The organism is Rhodococcus sp. SORGH_AS_0301 (genome assembly GCF_030818285.1).
Classification (GTDB): Bacteria; Actinomycetota; Actinomycetes; order Mycobacteriales; family Mycobacteriaceae; genus Rhodococcoides.
This window is the reverse complement of sequence record NZ_JAUTAC010000002.1, coordinates 2,419,722-2,433,285: the sequence shown is the minus strand read 5'-3', so window position 1 is coordinate 2,433,285 and position 13,564 is coordinate 2,419,722. Positions and strand designations below refer to the sequence as shown.

General features: G+C 69.9%; 14 protein-coding genes. 12 read left to right on the top strand and 2 right to left on the bottom strand.

The window, feature by feature from the left end; genetic code table 11:
* Window positions 1-44: 44 nt before the first annotated feature.
* The 9 genes from eccCa to glmM all read left to right on the top strand — a co-directional run bounded on the left by eccCa (window position 45) and on the right by glmM (window position 9,244).
* The gene (eccCa, locus tag QE397_RS11955; protein ID WP_307097527.1) at window positions 45-3,959 is read left to right on the top strand and encodes a type VII secretion protein EccCa; all 3,915 of its coding nucleotides are present in this window, start codon (window positions 45-47) and stop codon (window positions 3,957-3,959) included.
* Window positions 3,956-4,267, top strand: coding sequence for a hypothetical protein (locus tag QE397_RS11950; protein WP_307093481.1), 312 nt, complete (start codon window positions 3,956-3,958; stop codon window positions 4,265-4,267). Before eccCa ends, QE397_RS11950 begins: the two co-directional genes overlap by 4 nt.
* A gap of 88 nt (window positions 4,268-4,355) precedes the next feature.
* The gene (locus QE397_RS11945) at window positions 4,356-5,393 is read left to right on the top strand and encodes a type VII secretion-associated protein (RefSeq protein ID WP_307093480.1); all 1,038 of its coding nucleotides are present in this window, start codon (window positions 4,356-4,358) and stop codon (window positions 5,391-5,393) included.
* Between the two features lie 114 nt (window positions 5,394-5,507).
* Complete coding sequence (locus tag QE397_RS11940; protein ID WP_162246747.1) at window positions 5,508-5,810, top strand: WXG100 family type VII secretion target; 303 nt, start codon at window positions 5,508-5,510, stop codon at window positions 5,808-5,810.
* 51 nt (window positions 5,811-5,861) lie between these two features.
* Window positions 5,862-6,140 carry a WXG100 family type VII secretion target gene (locus QE397_RS11935; protein ID WP_027503812.1) on the top strand — a complete coding sequence of 93 codons (279 nt, stop codon included), beginning with the start codon at window positions 5,862-5,864 and terminating at the stop codon, window positions 6,138-6,140.
* Window positions 6,141-6,242: 102 nt separating this feature from the next.
* Window positions 6,243-6,641, top strand: a complete 399-nt coding sequence (locus QE397_RS11930) for a TraR/DksA C4-type zinc finger protein (protein WP_307093479.1) — start codon at window positions 6,243-6,245, stop codon at window positions 6,639-6,641.
* 172 nt (window positions 6,642-6,813) lie between these two features.
* Window positions 6,814-7,257: a 50S ribosomal protein L13 gene (gene rplM / locus QE397_RS11925; protein WP_027503810.1), complete on the top strand. Its 444-nt coding sequence runs from the start codon at window positions 6,814-6,816 to the stop codon at window positions 7,255-7,257.
* Window positions 7,258-7,307: 50 nt separating this feature from the next.
* On the top strand, window positions 7,308-7,793 hold the full coding sequence (rpsI, locus tag QE397_RS11920) for a 30S ribosomal protein S9 (protein WP_371831715.1): 486 nt from the start codon (window positions 7,308-7,310) through the stop codon (window positions 7,791-7,793).
* Window positions 7,794-7,906: 113 nt separating this feature from the next.
* Window positions 7,907-9,244: a phosphoglucosamine mutase gene (gene glmM, locus QE397_RS11915; RefSeq protein WP_307093478.1), complete on the top strand. Its 1,338-nt coding sequence runs from the start codon at window positions 7,907-7,909 to the stop codon at window positions 9,242-9,244.
* Window positions 9,245-9,256: 12 nt separating this feature from the next.
* On the opposite strand, the gene QE397_RS11910 is transcribed toward glmM, so the two are convergent.
* Window positions 9,257-10,297: an LLM class F420-dependent oxidoreductase gene (locus QE397_RS11910; RefSeq protein WP_222627338.1), complete on the bottom strand. Its 1,041-nt coding sequence runs from the start codon at window positions 10,295-10,297 to the stop codon at window positions 9,257-9,259.
* Between the two features lie 168 nt (window positions 10,298-10,465).
* Here QE397_RS11910 and QE397_RS11905 point away from each other — a divergent pair, with 168 nt between their 5' ends.
* Genes QE397_RS11905 through QE397_RS11895 form a run of 3 tightly spaced genes read left to right on the top strand, consistent with a single transcriptional unit; the run spans window position 10,466 to window position 12,635 of the window.
* Window positions 10,466-10,810: a hypothetical protein gene (locus QE397_RS11905; RefSeq protein WP_222627337.1), complete on the top strand. Its 345-nt coding sequence runs from the start codon at window positions 10,466-10,468 to the stop codon at window positions 10,808-10,810.
* Window positions 10,807-12,402: a hypothetical protein gene (locus QE397_RS11900; RefSeq protein WP_307093477.1), complete on the top strand. Its 1,596-nt coding sequence runs from the start codon at window positions 10,807-10,809 to the stop codon at window positions 12,400-12,402. The genes QE397_RS11905 and QE397_RS11900 overlap by 4 nt, the downstream gene beginning before the upstream one ends.
* The gene (locus tag QE397_RS11895; RefSeq protein WP_307093476.1) at window positions 12,399-12,635 is read left to right on the top strand and encodes a hypothetical protein; all 237 of its coding nucleotides are present in this window, start codon (window positions 12,399-12,401) and stop codon (window positions 12,633-12,635) included. The genes QE397_RS11900 and QE397_RS11895 overlap by 4 nt, the downstream gene beginning before the upstream one ends.
* Here QE397_RS11895 and QE397_RS11890 read toward each other — a convergent pair.
* The gene (locus QE397_RS11890; protein ID WP_027503804.1) at window positions 12,608-13,474 is read right to left on the bottom strand and encodes a dienelactone hydrolase family protein; all 867 of its coding nucleotides are present in this window, start codon (window positions 13,472-13,474) and stop codon (window positions 12,608-12,610) included. The two genes, QE397_RS11895 and QE397_RS11890, sit on opposite strands and share 28 nt — an antisense overlap.
* Window positions 13,475-13,564 lie beyond the last annotated feature (90 nt).

Here is a 13,564-nt window from a genome sequence, read left to right as displayed (position 1 = left end):
CGCCGCGCGAGGACGCGCCGCGGGTGCCGGGCGGCACCGTCGAGATGGAGCCGCCACCGGAGATTCCGCGGGTGGTCCCGGGGAACCCGCTCCTGAAGATGCTGCCTCTGGTCATGGTGGTCGCGATGGTCGGCATGGTTGCCCTCATGATCACGTCGGGCGCGGCCGCCAACCCGATGACGCTGCTGTTCCCGGCCATGATGGTGGTGTCCATGCTGGGGATGTTCGCCGGTGGGGGCCGCGGAGGCGGGCCACGGACGGCCGAACTCGACGAATCGCGCAAGGACTATCTGACGTACCTCGGTGCGATGCGCGAGCGGGTCCGGTCGACGGCGTCGGCGCAGCACGAGGCACTGGCCTTCTCCCATCCTGATCCGTCGACGCTGTCCTCGTTCGCCGGAACCTCACGCATGTGGGAGAGGCGGTCGACAGACGACGACTTCGTCCATCTGCGGGTGGGCGTGGGCGACCAACGACTCGCCACTCGCCTCGTCACACCCGACACGGGTCCGCCCGAGGGTCTCGAGCCTGTGTCGGCCGCCCTCCTGCGCTCGTTCGTCCGGACCCATGCCATCGTGTCGGACCTTCCCACCGCGGTCTCGTTGCGCGCGTTCTCCGTGATCGGTGTCGACGGCCCCGTCGAGGCGGCGAGAGCGCTCGTGCGCTCGATGGTGTTGCAGGCGTGCACTTTCCACAGTCCGGACGACATCAGTGTGGTGGTCGTCGTGGACGACTGCACCGCGGCGACGTGGGACTGGACGAAGTGGTTGCCGCACCACGGGGACGAGACCGCGTCGGACGGTGGCGGGCGACGGCGGCTGACCTTCGGATCGCCGGCGGAGGCAGCGCGGGACCTCGCTGTCCCGGCGGCAGACTCGTCGACCGGTGCGCGGCCCCATCGCATCGTGGTCGTGGATCGCGGTGCCGAGGACGGTGTCGAGGATGCCGAGACATGGGAGACCGTGACGAGGGGCGGGGACGTGACGGTCCTGACCGTGTCCGGTGCGGGCCGGGACGGCACCGCGGATCGCACACTCGTCCTGGTCGTCGGCGACGGCGCGGACAGGCCTGCGCTCGGCGCACGGAGCGCGGCCGGAGTCGAGATGTTCGGTACCGCGGACGGTGTGGACGTGGTCACCGCCGCCGTGGTGGCGCGGGGACTCGCTCGATTCCGGACGGGCGACACCGTCGTGCGGGCGGAGGGTGGCCCGCGCGTCCGAGCATGGGAACACCTGCCCGGCATGACGTCTCCCGACAGTCTCGACCCCGGCGTCGCCTGGTCCTCCCGTTCCGGGCGGTCGCGACTGCGCGTCCCGTTCGGACTCGACGACGACGGTCGCGTCGTCGAGCTCGACCTGAAGGAGGCCGCCGAGGGGGGTATGGGACCGCACGGACTCTGTATCGGCGCCACGGGATCGGGAAAGTCGGAACTGTTGCGGACGCTGGTGCTCGGACTCGTCGCGACGCACCCGCCCGACGTCCTGAATCTCGTCCTCGTCGACTTCAAGGGTGGGGCCACGTTTCTCGGACTGGAATCGGCGCCTCACGTCGCGGCCGTCATCACCAACCTGTCCGAGGAAGCGCAGATGGTCGAGCGGATGCGCGACGCGCTCGCGGGCGAGATGACTCGACGGCAGGAACTGCTCAGGGCCGCCGGCAATTACGCGAACGTCTCCGATTACACCCGTGCGCGCGAGGGTGGTGCCGCACTCGCGCCTCTACCGGCGCTCTTCGTCGTCGTCGACGAGTTCTCCGAACTGCTGACCCGGTTCCCCGAGTTCGCCGAGCTCTTCGTCGCGATCGGGCGACTCGGGCGCTCGCTGCACATCCATCTGTTGCTGGCGAGCCAGCGGCTCGACGAGGGTCGGCTGCGCGGACTCGACAGTCATCTCTCCTACCGCATCGGTCTGAAGACGTTCTCGGCCTCCGAATCTCGATCGGTTCTGGGTGTCGCCGACGCGCATCACGTGACCGGGGGTCCGGGAGTGGGGTTCCTCAGAACGGACTCCAGCGAGCTGGTGCGCTTCACCGCGATGTTCGTCTCGGGTCCCCGTCTGCGGAGCGACGAGCCCGCAGCGCTCTCGGTCGGCGCAGGCTCGACCGGGCCCCGTCTCTTCACGGCGGCGCCGGTGCCGCTGCTCGACGAGACCGCCCTCGAACCGGCGGGCGAACCGCCGTCTCCGTCCGAGTCGTCGGACGGCGGCACCATCCTCTCCGCCGTCGTCGCGCGAGTGCGCGGTCACGGGCGTCCCGCACACCGGGTGTGGCTACCGCCGTTGGACCGGCCCGTCACACTCGACTCGGTGTCACCGGACACGGCGCTCGGCGGTGACCGGCCCGACGCGGCGGGGTCACTGCGCGCCGTGGTCGCACTGGTCGACCGGCCGTACGACCAGCGACGCGATGCACTCGAACTCGACCTCACCGGTGCGTCCGGGCACGTGGCGATCGTCGGGGGACCGCAGTCCGGCAAGTCCACCGCGCTCTGCACGCTCGTCCTCGATCTGGCTCTGCGGTACTCCCCGCACCACGTGCAGTTCCACGTCCTGGACTTCGGCGGTGGATCCGTCGGACGGCTGGTAGGCCTTCCTCACGTCGGATCCGTCGCGGTCCGCTCGGAGGCGGACGCCGTGCGACGCATCGTCGCCGACGTGGTCGGAACCGTTCGACGCCGCGAGGAGTTGTTCCGCACCGGCGAGATCCGGTCGATGGCCGACGCGCGGCGCAGGCGAGAGTCGGGTGGAGACAGTGCACCGCCGGTGCCGGACATCGTTCTGGTCGTCGACGGGTGGAGCACGATCCGAGCCGAGTTCGAGGCCCTCGAACCGTCCCTGCACCAGCTGGTGTCGAGCGGACTCTCCTACGGGGTGCACGTCGTCCTCGCCGCGAGTCGGTGGGCCGAGCTCCGTCCCGCGGTGAAGGATGCCGTCACCACGAGAGTCGAACTGCGCATGGGTGATCCGTCGGACTCGGACATCGGCCGAGCACGGGCGATGCACGTCCCGACGCGTCGGCCCGGTCGAGGCATCACCCCGGACGGGTTGCATCTGCTCGTCGCGCTCCCGCGTGTCGACGGCATCGCCGACACGGACGATCTCGGACACGGGACCGACCGCGCGATCGCCGAGTCGGTCCACCGGTGGCGGGGTGACGCACCGACGCCCCCGGTGCGACTGTTGCCGCGTCGACTCGAGCGCGACGACCTTCTGTCGTCCGTGTCGGCGTGGTGGCCACCGTCCGCCTCGGGGACATTCGTCGCCACCGTGCCGGTGGGTGTCGACGAGAACGATCTCGCGCCGGTCGTTCTGGATCTGGCCGAGCATCCGCACCTTCTCGTCCTCGGCGACTCGGGCTGCGGGAAGACCAGTCTGCTGCGATCGATCTGCCGTTCGCTCGCGCAGGCCAACGACGCCACGTCGCTGAGAATCCTCGCCGTCGACTACCGACGAACCCTGCTGGGCGACATCCCGTCCGATCGGCTCGCCGGTCACGCTTCCACGGCCGAGCAGGCCACGACGATGGTCGCCGAACTCGCGACCTACCTGCGTGCCCGCCGTCCGGGACCGGACACCACTCGTCGCGAACTCGCTGCGAGATCCTGGTGGACCGGTCCCGAGATCGTCGTGGTCGTCGACGACTACGACCTCGTCGTCACGCCGCACGGAAACCCGCTGACCGAGTTGCTGGAACTGCTGTCGCAGGCGCGGGACGTCGGTCTGCATCTCGTCGTCGCACGTCGGTGCGGCGGATCCGCTCGGGCACTGTACGAACCGGTCCTCGCGAGGCTCAAGGACCTGGCATCACCGGGACTGGTGATGAGCGGGAGCCGAGAGGAGGGCGTCCTGCTCGGCTCCGTCCGTCCGTCCGAACTCCCACCCGGACGCGGTGTGCTGGTCGGGCGCGAAACGGCGACACTGGTGCAGACCGCGCTGTGCGAGACCGCGCCGGACGAGCGGTGACGTCGCCCGTCGGGCTCGTCACGACCGTGGACGCGGTGTGGTGTTCACGGTTCGGGGTGCTGTCGAGAACTCCCGCAGACGGTTCCGCGTCCGTGGACGTCCTCGGCCACATCGACGACCGCGTCGTCACTCTCGCCGACGGACGCGAGGTCGAGGTGTCGACGATGGTGTCCGAGATGTTCACCGACGCTCTGCGCGATGCGGGGGTGCACGGTGGGGATCACGACCTGGTGCTGGTGCACTCACCGCACTGGGGAGCCGTGCGCTGCAGCGTCCTCACCGCGGCCGCGCGACCCCCTCGCGCGTGACGTCCTCCTCGTGTCGTCGGCGCTCGTCGCGCGGGACGCGGCGCAGTCGGCCCGGCCCTGCCCGTGCGGTGGATCACGCTGCCGAACAGTGGTTCTCGACCGCACACCGCACCGCACCACGGTCTCGACCGTGGTGAGTACGGCCATCAGCAGCGACGTCGTGGACTGTGTTCTGACCGACCCCGCGATCGGAGGGGACGACGAGCTGACGGTGTCGCGCACTCGTGCCGCGGTGGACGGAGCTCTCGCTGCCGCGCCGGCCTGCCGACTCGTCGTGCACGGCACGAGTGACACCTTGCCGCGAGCCGTACTCGACGAGATGAGCGATCTGACGGTGGTGACGGTTGACGACGAGGAGATGGCGGCAGCCGTGGTCCCGAGCGCGGGCGCGAGTTCCCTCCCGGTTCCGCCCGTCACAACGTCCGTACCGGCCGAGCTCACGCCCGGTAGGACGGGCGCGTGGCTGGCCGAACGAGCCGCCGCGGCGGCCGTGGACCGTCGGCGCACGACCCGACGGCCGGTCCTGGTGGCAGCGGTGGCGACCGCGGTGGTGTGCGTCAGCATCGGCGTCGCGGCACTGACCAGCGGACAGTCGCCCGCGCCTGCGACGGAGCGACCACGAGCCGCAGAACCGTCCATGGTCCCGGCCGGGCCCACTCGACCCACCGCGCCCACCACCGAGCCGGGCGCCGCGACGACGACGAGCGCCCCCGCCGGTACCGACTTCTCGATCGCGGGAACACACCTGATCGTGCCGGTGGGGTGGCATGTCGAGCCGGGTACGGAGCGGGTCGAGATCCGTCCCGACGCACCCGCCGGCATGCGACTGGTGCTGGTGGTCCGCGAACTCGGTGTGGGCGTCGGACTCCCCGACGTGCAGGCCACCCTGTCGGCCGGGGTCGACGCCGCACCCGATCGACTCGGCGGGCTCGATCGACGGTCGGACGTATCCGATCGTCCCGCGCTCGTCTACACCGAGAAGGCGTCCGACGGCTCGACGGTGGCGTGGACGGTGATCGTGTCACCGGGGGAGCAGACGAGTCTCGGCTGTCAGAGCACCGAGGCCGCGAACCCCGTGATGGCGGAGGTCTGCACCGCGGTCCTCGCGTCCCTCGTCGTCGGGTGACGCGGTGGCGGAGACGGAACCGTTCGCCGAGTCGTCGCGTCGAAGGAGGTGCAGGGGAAGTTCCGGGTACCGGCCCGGACCACACCGAGGGGGGATCGAGAGACCATGTCGCAGATGAAGACCACCGTCGAGACGATGCACGTCACCGCAGGGAAGGTGGACCAGCTGACGCTCGAGATCAAGGCGCTGCTGGACCAGCTGCGTGGCGACGTCCAGGCCGTCGGAGGGAGTTGGGAAGGCGCGGCGGCGATCGCGTTCCAGAACGTCATGACCAGCTGGGACGGCAGCGCGAACAAGTTGCAACTCGCGCTGGGTTCGATCGGGGACGCCATCAAGTCGAGCGGGACCGCCTACGGCGCTGCCGACGACGACAACACGCGCACCGTCACCGCCGCGGGCGGTTCGCTCAACCTCTGACCCGCCGATCATCCGATCTGCCCATCACTCACGTCAGGAAGGACGTTCACCATGAGATACGTGTTCGGTGCCATCGACCAGGTCACTGCTCAGATCGACGCGAAGCAGGCCACTCTCAACAGCAAGCTCGACGAACTGCGCCAGATCATCTCGCCGCTGGTGGCGGAATGGGAAGGCACGGCGTCGGAGTCGTACCAGGACAAGCAGCGCCAGTGGGACTCGGCGGCCCTGGAGCTCAATCAGGTTCTCGAGGCGGTCGGCAGTGCCGTCGGTCAGGGCAACGCCGACATGCAGGCACGCGAGGCGGCGAACCGGGGAATGTTCGCCTGATCACGGACGAGGTGGGCAACCGGGGCGTGGGGGGTGTCCGGTTGCCCATCTCCGACGGTCCGTACGACTCCGGTCGGCGCGGGGCGGATACTGGACGTCGTCATGACACAGCCGAATCAGCCCGTCACCGACCCGAGCGACCGCGACCACGCGGCTCGGGCGATCGCCCGCAGCCGGGTCGCGGCGGAACGTGCGCTCACCGAGGCCCGCATCGTGTCGCTCGCACGACAGCACCAGGCCATCGTCGAAGGGTCGCAGTGGACCACGGACGACGACGAGCACGACCCCGAGGGGTCGACCATCGCATTCGAGCGCGCCGCCATCGCATCGATGTCGAGAGAGGCGCGGGAGGACCTGCGCGAACTCGACGACGCGGAGATGCGGATCGAGCGCGGCACCTACGGACAGTGCGAGGTGTGCGGCGGGGCGATCTCCGACCCCCGCCTCGAGGCGCTGCCCACTGCTCGCCGCTGCATCGACTGCACCTCTCGTCGGCGATGACGGTCGAGGGGTTTTGACCTGCCAGTACGTGGGCCGGTAAGGTACACCGTTGGCGTTCGGTACATCGAGTCGTCATGCACGACCGATACCGGTCCCTCGGGTCTCCACTGGCCGCCGAGACGATCGACCACGCGCCTGGCCAGCACCATCAGCGATGAGACAAGGAAGTTCTGTGTCCACGTACAGCCAAAAGGCCGGGGATGTCACCCGGACCTGGCACGTGATCGACGCCACCGACGTCGTTCTCGGCCGCCTCGCAGTCCAGGCAGCAACTCTGCTGCGTGGCAAGCACAAGCCCACGTATTCCCCCAACCTCGACGGCGGAGACTTCGTCATCGTCATCAACGCTGAGAAGGTCGCGATCAGCGGCAACAAGCGGACCGACAAGTTCCACTACCACCACTCGGGCTTCCCGGGCGGTCTCCGTGCGCGCAGCATCGGTGAGGTTCTGGACAAGAACCCCGACCGCGTCGTGGAGAAGGCCATCAAGGGCATGATCCCCAAGACCAAGCTCGGCAACCAGATCGCCGGCAAGCTCAAGGTCTACGCAGGTCCCGATCACCCCCACACGGCTCAGCAGCCCGTCCCGTACGAGATCAAGCAGGTGTCCCAGTGACCGCTCCCGAAGAGAACGTCGTGACCGAGACGGCCGAAGAGACCGTCCCCATCGGTGACTCCGTCGAGATCGCCGACGAGTTCGTCTCCGTCGAGGAGCCCGAGGTCGTCGCCGACATCGAGGCCGCCGCTCGTCCCGCCATCTACATCGATCGCCCCGTCACCACGGTCGGTCGTCGTAAGGAAGCCGTCGTGCGCGTGCGCATGACCCCCGGCTCGGGCGACTTCAAGCTCAACGGCCGCACCCTCGAGGACTACTTCCCCAACAAGGTGCACCAGCAGCTCATCAAGTCCCCGTTCGTCACCGTCGAGCGTGCGGACGGCTTCGACATCGTCGCCCTCCTGCACGGTGGCGGCCCGTCCGGCCAGGCAGGCGCCCTGCGTCTCGCCATCGCCCGTGCCCTCATCGAGGTCACCCCGGACGATCGCCCCGCCCTCAAGAAGGCCGGCTTCCTCACGCGTGACCCGCGTGCCGTGGAGCGCAAGAAGTACGGCCTGAAGAAGGCTCGTAAGGCATCGCAGTACTCGAAGCGCTGATCTCAGCACTTCTGGAGAAGCAGGCGCTCCGGCTGGTCCTCGGACCGCCGCGGGCGCCTGCTTCATGTCACGGCACCTGCATTCGCTCCACCTGCTCGGAAGAGGTAACTGTCATGGCCCGGTTGTTCGGTACCGACGGAGTTCGGGGACTGGCGAACGAGGAGGTGACGGCAGACCTCGCACTACGACTCGGCCGTGCCGCCGCAGCGGTGCTCGGCGAGGTCGCCTCGTCGACCACCCACCCCCTGGCCGTGGTCGGACGGGACCCGCGCGCGAGCGGCGAGATGCTCGAAGCCGCGATCGTGGCCGGACTGTCCTCCGCCGGAGTCGACGTACTCACGGTCGGTGTCGTCCCCACCCCGGCCCTGGCCTACTTGACCGACGACTACGACGCGCAGCTCGGCGTCATGATCTCCGCATCGCACAACGCGATGCCCGACAACGGCATCAAGTTCTTCGCGGCCGGCGGCCACAAGTTGGACGACGACCAGGAGGACCGCATCGAAGCGTTGCTCGACGCGCCCGCCACGGGCCCCGTCGGTGCCGCCATCGGCCGCGTGCGACAGGCCCCGGACGCCCTCGCCCGCTACGAGAGCCATCTCGCGACCATCGTCACCCGACGCCTCGACGGCATCACCGTCGTCGTGGACTGCGCTCACGGAGCCGCCTCGACCGCCGCGCCGGACGCCTACCGCGCCGCGGGCGCGACCGTGATCGCCATCAACGCCGACCCGGACGGCCTCAACATCAACGACGGATGCGGGTCCACTCACCTCGACGTGGTGCAGAAGGCCGTCGTCGAGCACGGCGCAGACCTCGGACTCGCCCACGACGGCGACGCGGACCGCTGTCTCGCAGTGGACGCGAGCGGCGCCGTGGTCGACGGGGACGCGATCATGGCGATCCTCGCGATCGCGATGCACCAGCGCGGCGAGCTTCCCGACGACACGCTGGTCGCCACCGTCATGAGCAATCTCGGACTGCACATCGCGATGCGTGACGCCGGAATCACGGTGCGCACCACCGCTGTCGGCGATCGCTACGTTCTCGAAGAACTGCGCGCCGGCAATTACGGACTCGGCGGTGAGCAGTCGGGGCACATCGTCCTGCCCGCCTTCGGCACCACCGGTGACGGTGTGCTGACGGGCCTGCAGATCATGGCCAGGATGGCCGAGACGGGACGCACCCTCGAGGACCTCGCGTCCGTCATGCGCACGCTGCCCCAGGTGCTGATCAACGTGCCCGTGCAGGACAAGTCCGCCGCGACGTCGGCTCCGCTCGTGCAGGACGCGGTGACCCGTGCAGAGGACGAGCTCGGACGAGAGGGGCGAGTGCTGTTGCGTCCCTCGGGAACCGAGCAGCTCGTCCGCGTGATGGTGGAAGCGGACACTGCAGACACCGCCCGCCGGCTCGCCGACCACATCGCGGATGTGGTCGGCGCCGTCGGCTGACGTCTCGGCCCGTCAGCCGATGAGGGCCTTGAGCTGCTCCACCTGACCCACGCGGCCAGCGGTGTCGGCTGCGATGGGGTGGATGTTCAGTGTGGTCACACCCGCGGACTCGAAGGCGGCGAGGCGCTCCTTGACGTAGCTCTCGGTGCCGATCAGCGAGATCGACCGGACCAGCTCGTCGGGAACGGCGGCCGTGGCCTCCTCCTTCTTGCCGGCCAGGTAGAGGTCCTGGATCTTCTCTGCCTCCGCCTCGTACCCGTACCGCACCGCGAGGTCGTTGTAGAAGTTCTTGCCCTTGGCGCCCATGCCACCGATGTAGAGCGCGAGCTGGGGCTTGATCCACGGAAGGAACTGGTCGGCGTCGTCGCCGATGGCCACGGCGGGGCTGGCGTAGACGTCCAGCTCACCCAGAGACGGGTCGCGCTTCGCCTTACCGGCCGCGAGCGACTCGCCCCACACCGACTCGGCCTTCTCCGGATGGAAGAAGATGGGCTCCCAGCCCTGGGCCAGCTCGGCGGTGAGCGCGACGTTCTTGGGTCCGAGTGACGCGATGACGATCGGAATGTCGGCTCGCACAGGATGATTGATGAGCTTGAGCGGCTTGCCCAGACCCGTGCCCTGATCGGCGGGCAGCGGAATCTGGTAGTACTTGCCTTCGAACTGCACCTTCTCGCGGCGCCACACCTGGCGGCAGATCTCGATGATCTCGCGGGTGCGGCCGAGCGGGGCGTCGTACTTGACGCCGTGGAATCCCTCGATCACCTGGGGGCCGGACGCGCCGATACCCATCACGAATCGTCCGCCGGAGACGTAGTCGAGACCGGCGGCAGTCATCGCGAGCAGCGACGGCGTGCGGGTGTAGATCTGGAAGATGCCCGATGCCAGCTGGATCGTCGAGGTCTTCGCCGCGAGGAAGCCGATCTGGCTCACCGCGTCGAACGAGTACGCCTCGGGAATGAACGCGATGTCCATTCCCGCCCTCTCCAGGGCCCCGACCTCCTCGACCGTCTCGCTGAACCCGCCCGAGTAGTTCAATTGCATACCGATGCGCATGGGGCTCCCTGATCGCCGAAGTGTGTGTTACTCACCTGTGAATTCGGAGGTTACCGGTCCTACCGGCCGTGCCCACCGACGGCTGCCGTTTCGCGGGAACGCGGGGAAGCGGCGGTGCGTCTGATCTGTGGGGATCGCGCTCTCGAGCATCACTTCGGAAGGGACGACATGGCCAGTGGAACGTCGCGAGGCGGAACGACGCTGGACGAGGGGGCAGCCCGGGCGGCGATCGCGGCCCTCGAGGAGTCCGCGACAGCCGTACGAAGGTCCGCCGAGCGCGGTGTGGGCGGTCTGTTCGGTGTCGAGTCGGCGGGCCGGAACCACCGGGCGGAGGCGGCCGCCCTGCAGGACAGCCTCGGGCGGTTGTCGGAGGGCCTGCGGTCCTGGTCGGACGCCACCGCTGCGACGTCGGCCGCCCTGCGGGCGTCGATCGACGGCTCGGTGTCGCTCGACGATGTCACCGCCCTGCGCGTCGCGGCGCCGGGTGTGCCGGCACAGCGAGGTGACCGGTGACCGCACCGGTGCCGTCGACGATCGACGGTCTGCTGGATCTCGGGAGTGAGGGCCTGACGTTCTTCGCGACGTTCCTCCCGCTGGTCGGAGCGAGCGGCGCGCCGATGACCACGACCCACGTCGCGCTCTGCGCTCGCTACGACGAGCAACGCGGACTCGACACCGAGGCTCTCCGGGCTGACGCCGACCGGCTCGGCGCCGCGGCGGCCGAGGCGCGCGCGGAGATCGGGCGTCAGTCCGACGCAGCGGAGTCGTTGGGGCAGGCCTGGTCGGGAGATGCCGCCGACGCCGCGCTCGACCTCCTTCGACGGCAGTGCGCGAGGTCGGCCGGCCACGCCGATCAGCTCGAGGCGATCGGTTCAGCGATCGCCTCCGCGTCGGCGGGGTTGCACGCGATCGTCGAGGACAAGTCGATCGCCGCCTCCGCGTTCCGCACCGACGAGGTGGGCGGTCGCGATGCAGCGCAGGTCGCGGCCACCATCGCCGGAGCCGGAGGTGCATCCGCACCCGACGCGGTGCGGACGCTGGCCTCGGTGTTCCCGGGCCTCGAGGCGATGCTGCTGTCCGCGTCGGATCCCGGCCGGCGGCAGGCCGAGGTCCTCGAACCGGTCGCAGCCCGATGCCGAGAGTGGTTGGACACCGTGTTCGTGCCGGCGATGACCGAGCGTGTGGCCGCATTCGAGGAACTGTGCACCTCGACGGAGACCGCCGTGTCCGAGATCTACGCGGCACTCTGCGCCGCTGCGGCGGACATCGACGGCTCCCCGTGGCCGAGTGGTCACCGGTCCGTCGAGGACGACGCGTGCGAGTGTGTGCCGGCGGAAGGCACCGTGCCGGCTGCAGCGACCACGCTGGCGTCGGTGACGGCGCCGGCCGCTGCACCCGAGCCGCCGTCGCTCGCCGTCGCGCCCTCTCCTGTGGTCGCGGAGCCGCCCGCGACGCTGCCTGTCGCTCCCGTCGAGGATCGCTCACCGCTCGCCGAACTGATCGGGCGGGCGGTGCGGGACGCGGTGACCGAGGTGGTGTCGACTGCGGCGCCGTGCGACCCACCGCCCGCCGAGGCGCAGATCTCACCGGAGGCGGCGCTGACTGCGCCTGCCGAGAACGTCGAGCGCGGTCACCTCGAGGCGGAGCTCGAGGGGCGCGGGGTGAGTGTCGCCCTCGGCGCGGACGGGGCTGTGGACATCCGCACCCACGACGCGGCGGGGGAGTCCCATCACTTCGCTCTCGCTGCCGGGCCTCTCGGACTGCCCGTCCTCACCGAGGTGATGGACGAGGCGGCGCCGCAATCGGATCAGCCGTCGGAGCCGTCGTCCGAGACCCCGGACACAGCGGAACGGGACGAGCCGCATCGGGAGGCAGTCGAACAGGACGCAGCGGATGAAGGGCTCCCGGTCGTCGAGGCCCCGGTCGTCGCACCACCGGTCGTCGCGCCACCGGTCGTCGCACCACCGGACTGCATTCCCACTGCGGTGGAATCCGGCGGTGTCACGGAACCCGTTGCGCCGCAACCGGTCACGGATCCGATCGGTGAGGCGGCGACGGTCGGCGAGCCGGCGCGACCCGAGCTCGCGGAAGCCGGTCCGCTGTGAACTCGCAGAACACCGCGGACATCATCGACGCCGTCGTGCGGGAGCACCGGCGGGCGACGCAACGTGTGCGGACCCGCCTCGCAGCCATCGACGAGGAGGCTCGGAAGCGCTCGGAGGCCGCGCGGGTGGTGCCGCGTCGCGCCGGAGTGATCCTGCGATCGCCCACAGAGGCGGTGGCCGGCGACGAGGCTCCGCCGGGGGCGCCTCAGCGACCGGCGAGGTGGCTCAGCTGACGGATCGCGCTGACCTTCTTGGGGGCGTCCGCGGTCGGCGCGTTCGGGTCGACCACCTCGGTGCCCTTGACGACGGCGTCGGGATCGGAGAAGTCGGAGTACGTGTCGTCGCCCGCGAGGCGGTGCAGGAGGAAGCCGGTGAGCAGTGCCTGCACCGAGCGCCGAGTCTTCGGCTGGGCGTTGCCGACGCCGAGGAAGCTGAGCAGCTTCCGGCCCTCGACCATGCCGTCACCTTCCGACTTGTCGATCACGCGGAGCAGGGTGGGGCCACCGAGCGCATCGGCGAGCGCGACGGGCTCGGCGGTGAGGGAGTTCAGTTCGGAGGGACTGCCGAGAACCAGAGCGGGCGCCGTGACCGCGTCGGCGATGCCGGGCGACAGGGCGCGCGGAGAGGTGGGCGCCGGATAGAGCGCACCGAGAGCGGCGACGTCCGATCGCTGAGCCGCGGCGATCACCGCGGCGCCCGCGCCCATGGAATGGCCCACCAGGCCGAGCTTGGCGGGGTGCACGCTGATGTCGCCGGTGCCGAGACGGATGCCGGTGCACACGTCGAGCGCGACGAGGAGATCCTGCGCCAGGGCACTGTGGGAGGGCACCGGTCCGCGCTGCGTGTTCGGCGCGACGACGACGATGCCCCACGACGCGAGGTGCCGCAGCGTGGAGTCGTAGTGCGAGGCGCCGGTCATCCAGCCGTGCGCGAAGGCGATCGCCGGCAGTCCCGTGCCCTCACTGGGCGTGTAGATCACACCGGGCAGGCCCGCGAGAGCGAGGTCACCGCGCAGCACGCGATGGGGACCCCGCTTGGTCAGGTCGGCGACCAACTTCTGCGTCTTCGGCACAGCACTGACCGTAGTCGACGCGGCAGTTCGCCATGCCGTCGACGTGCGGGCGGCCGGAGCGCCGTCCGCGCCGAAGTAGGCTGTCGTCCC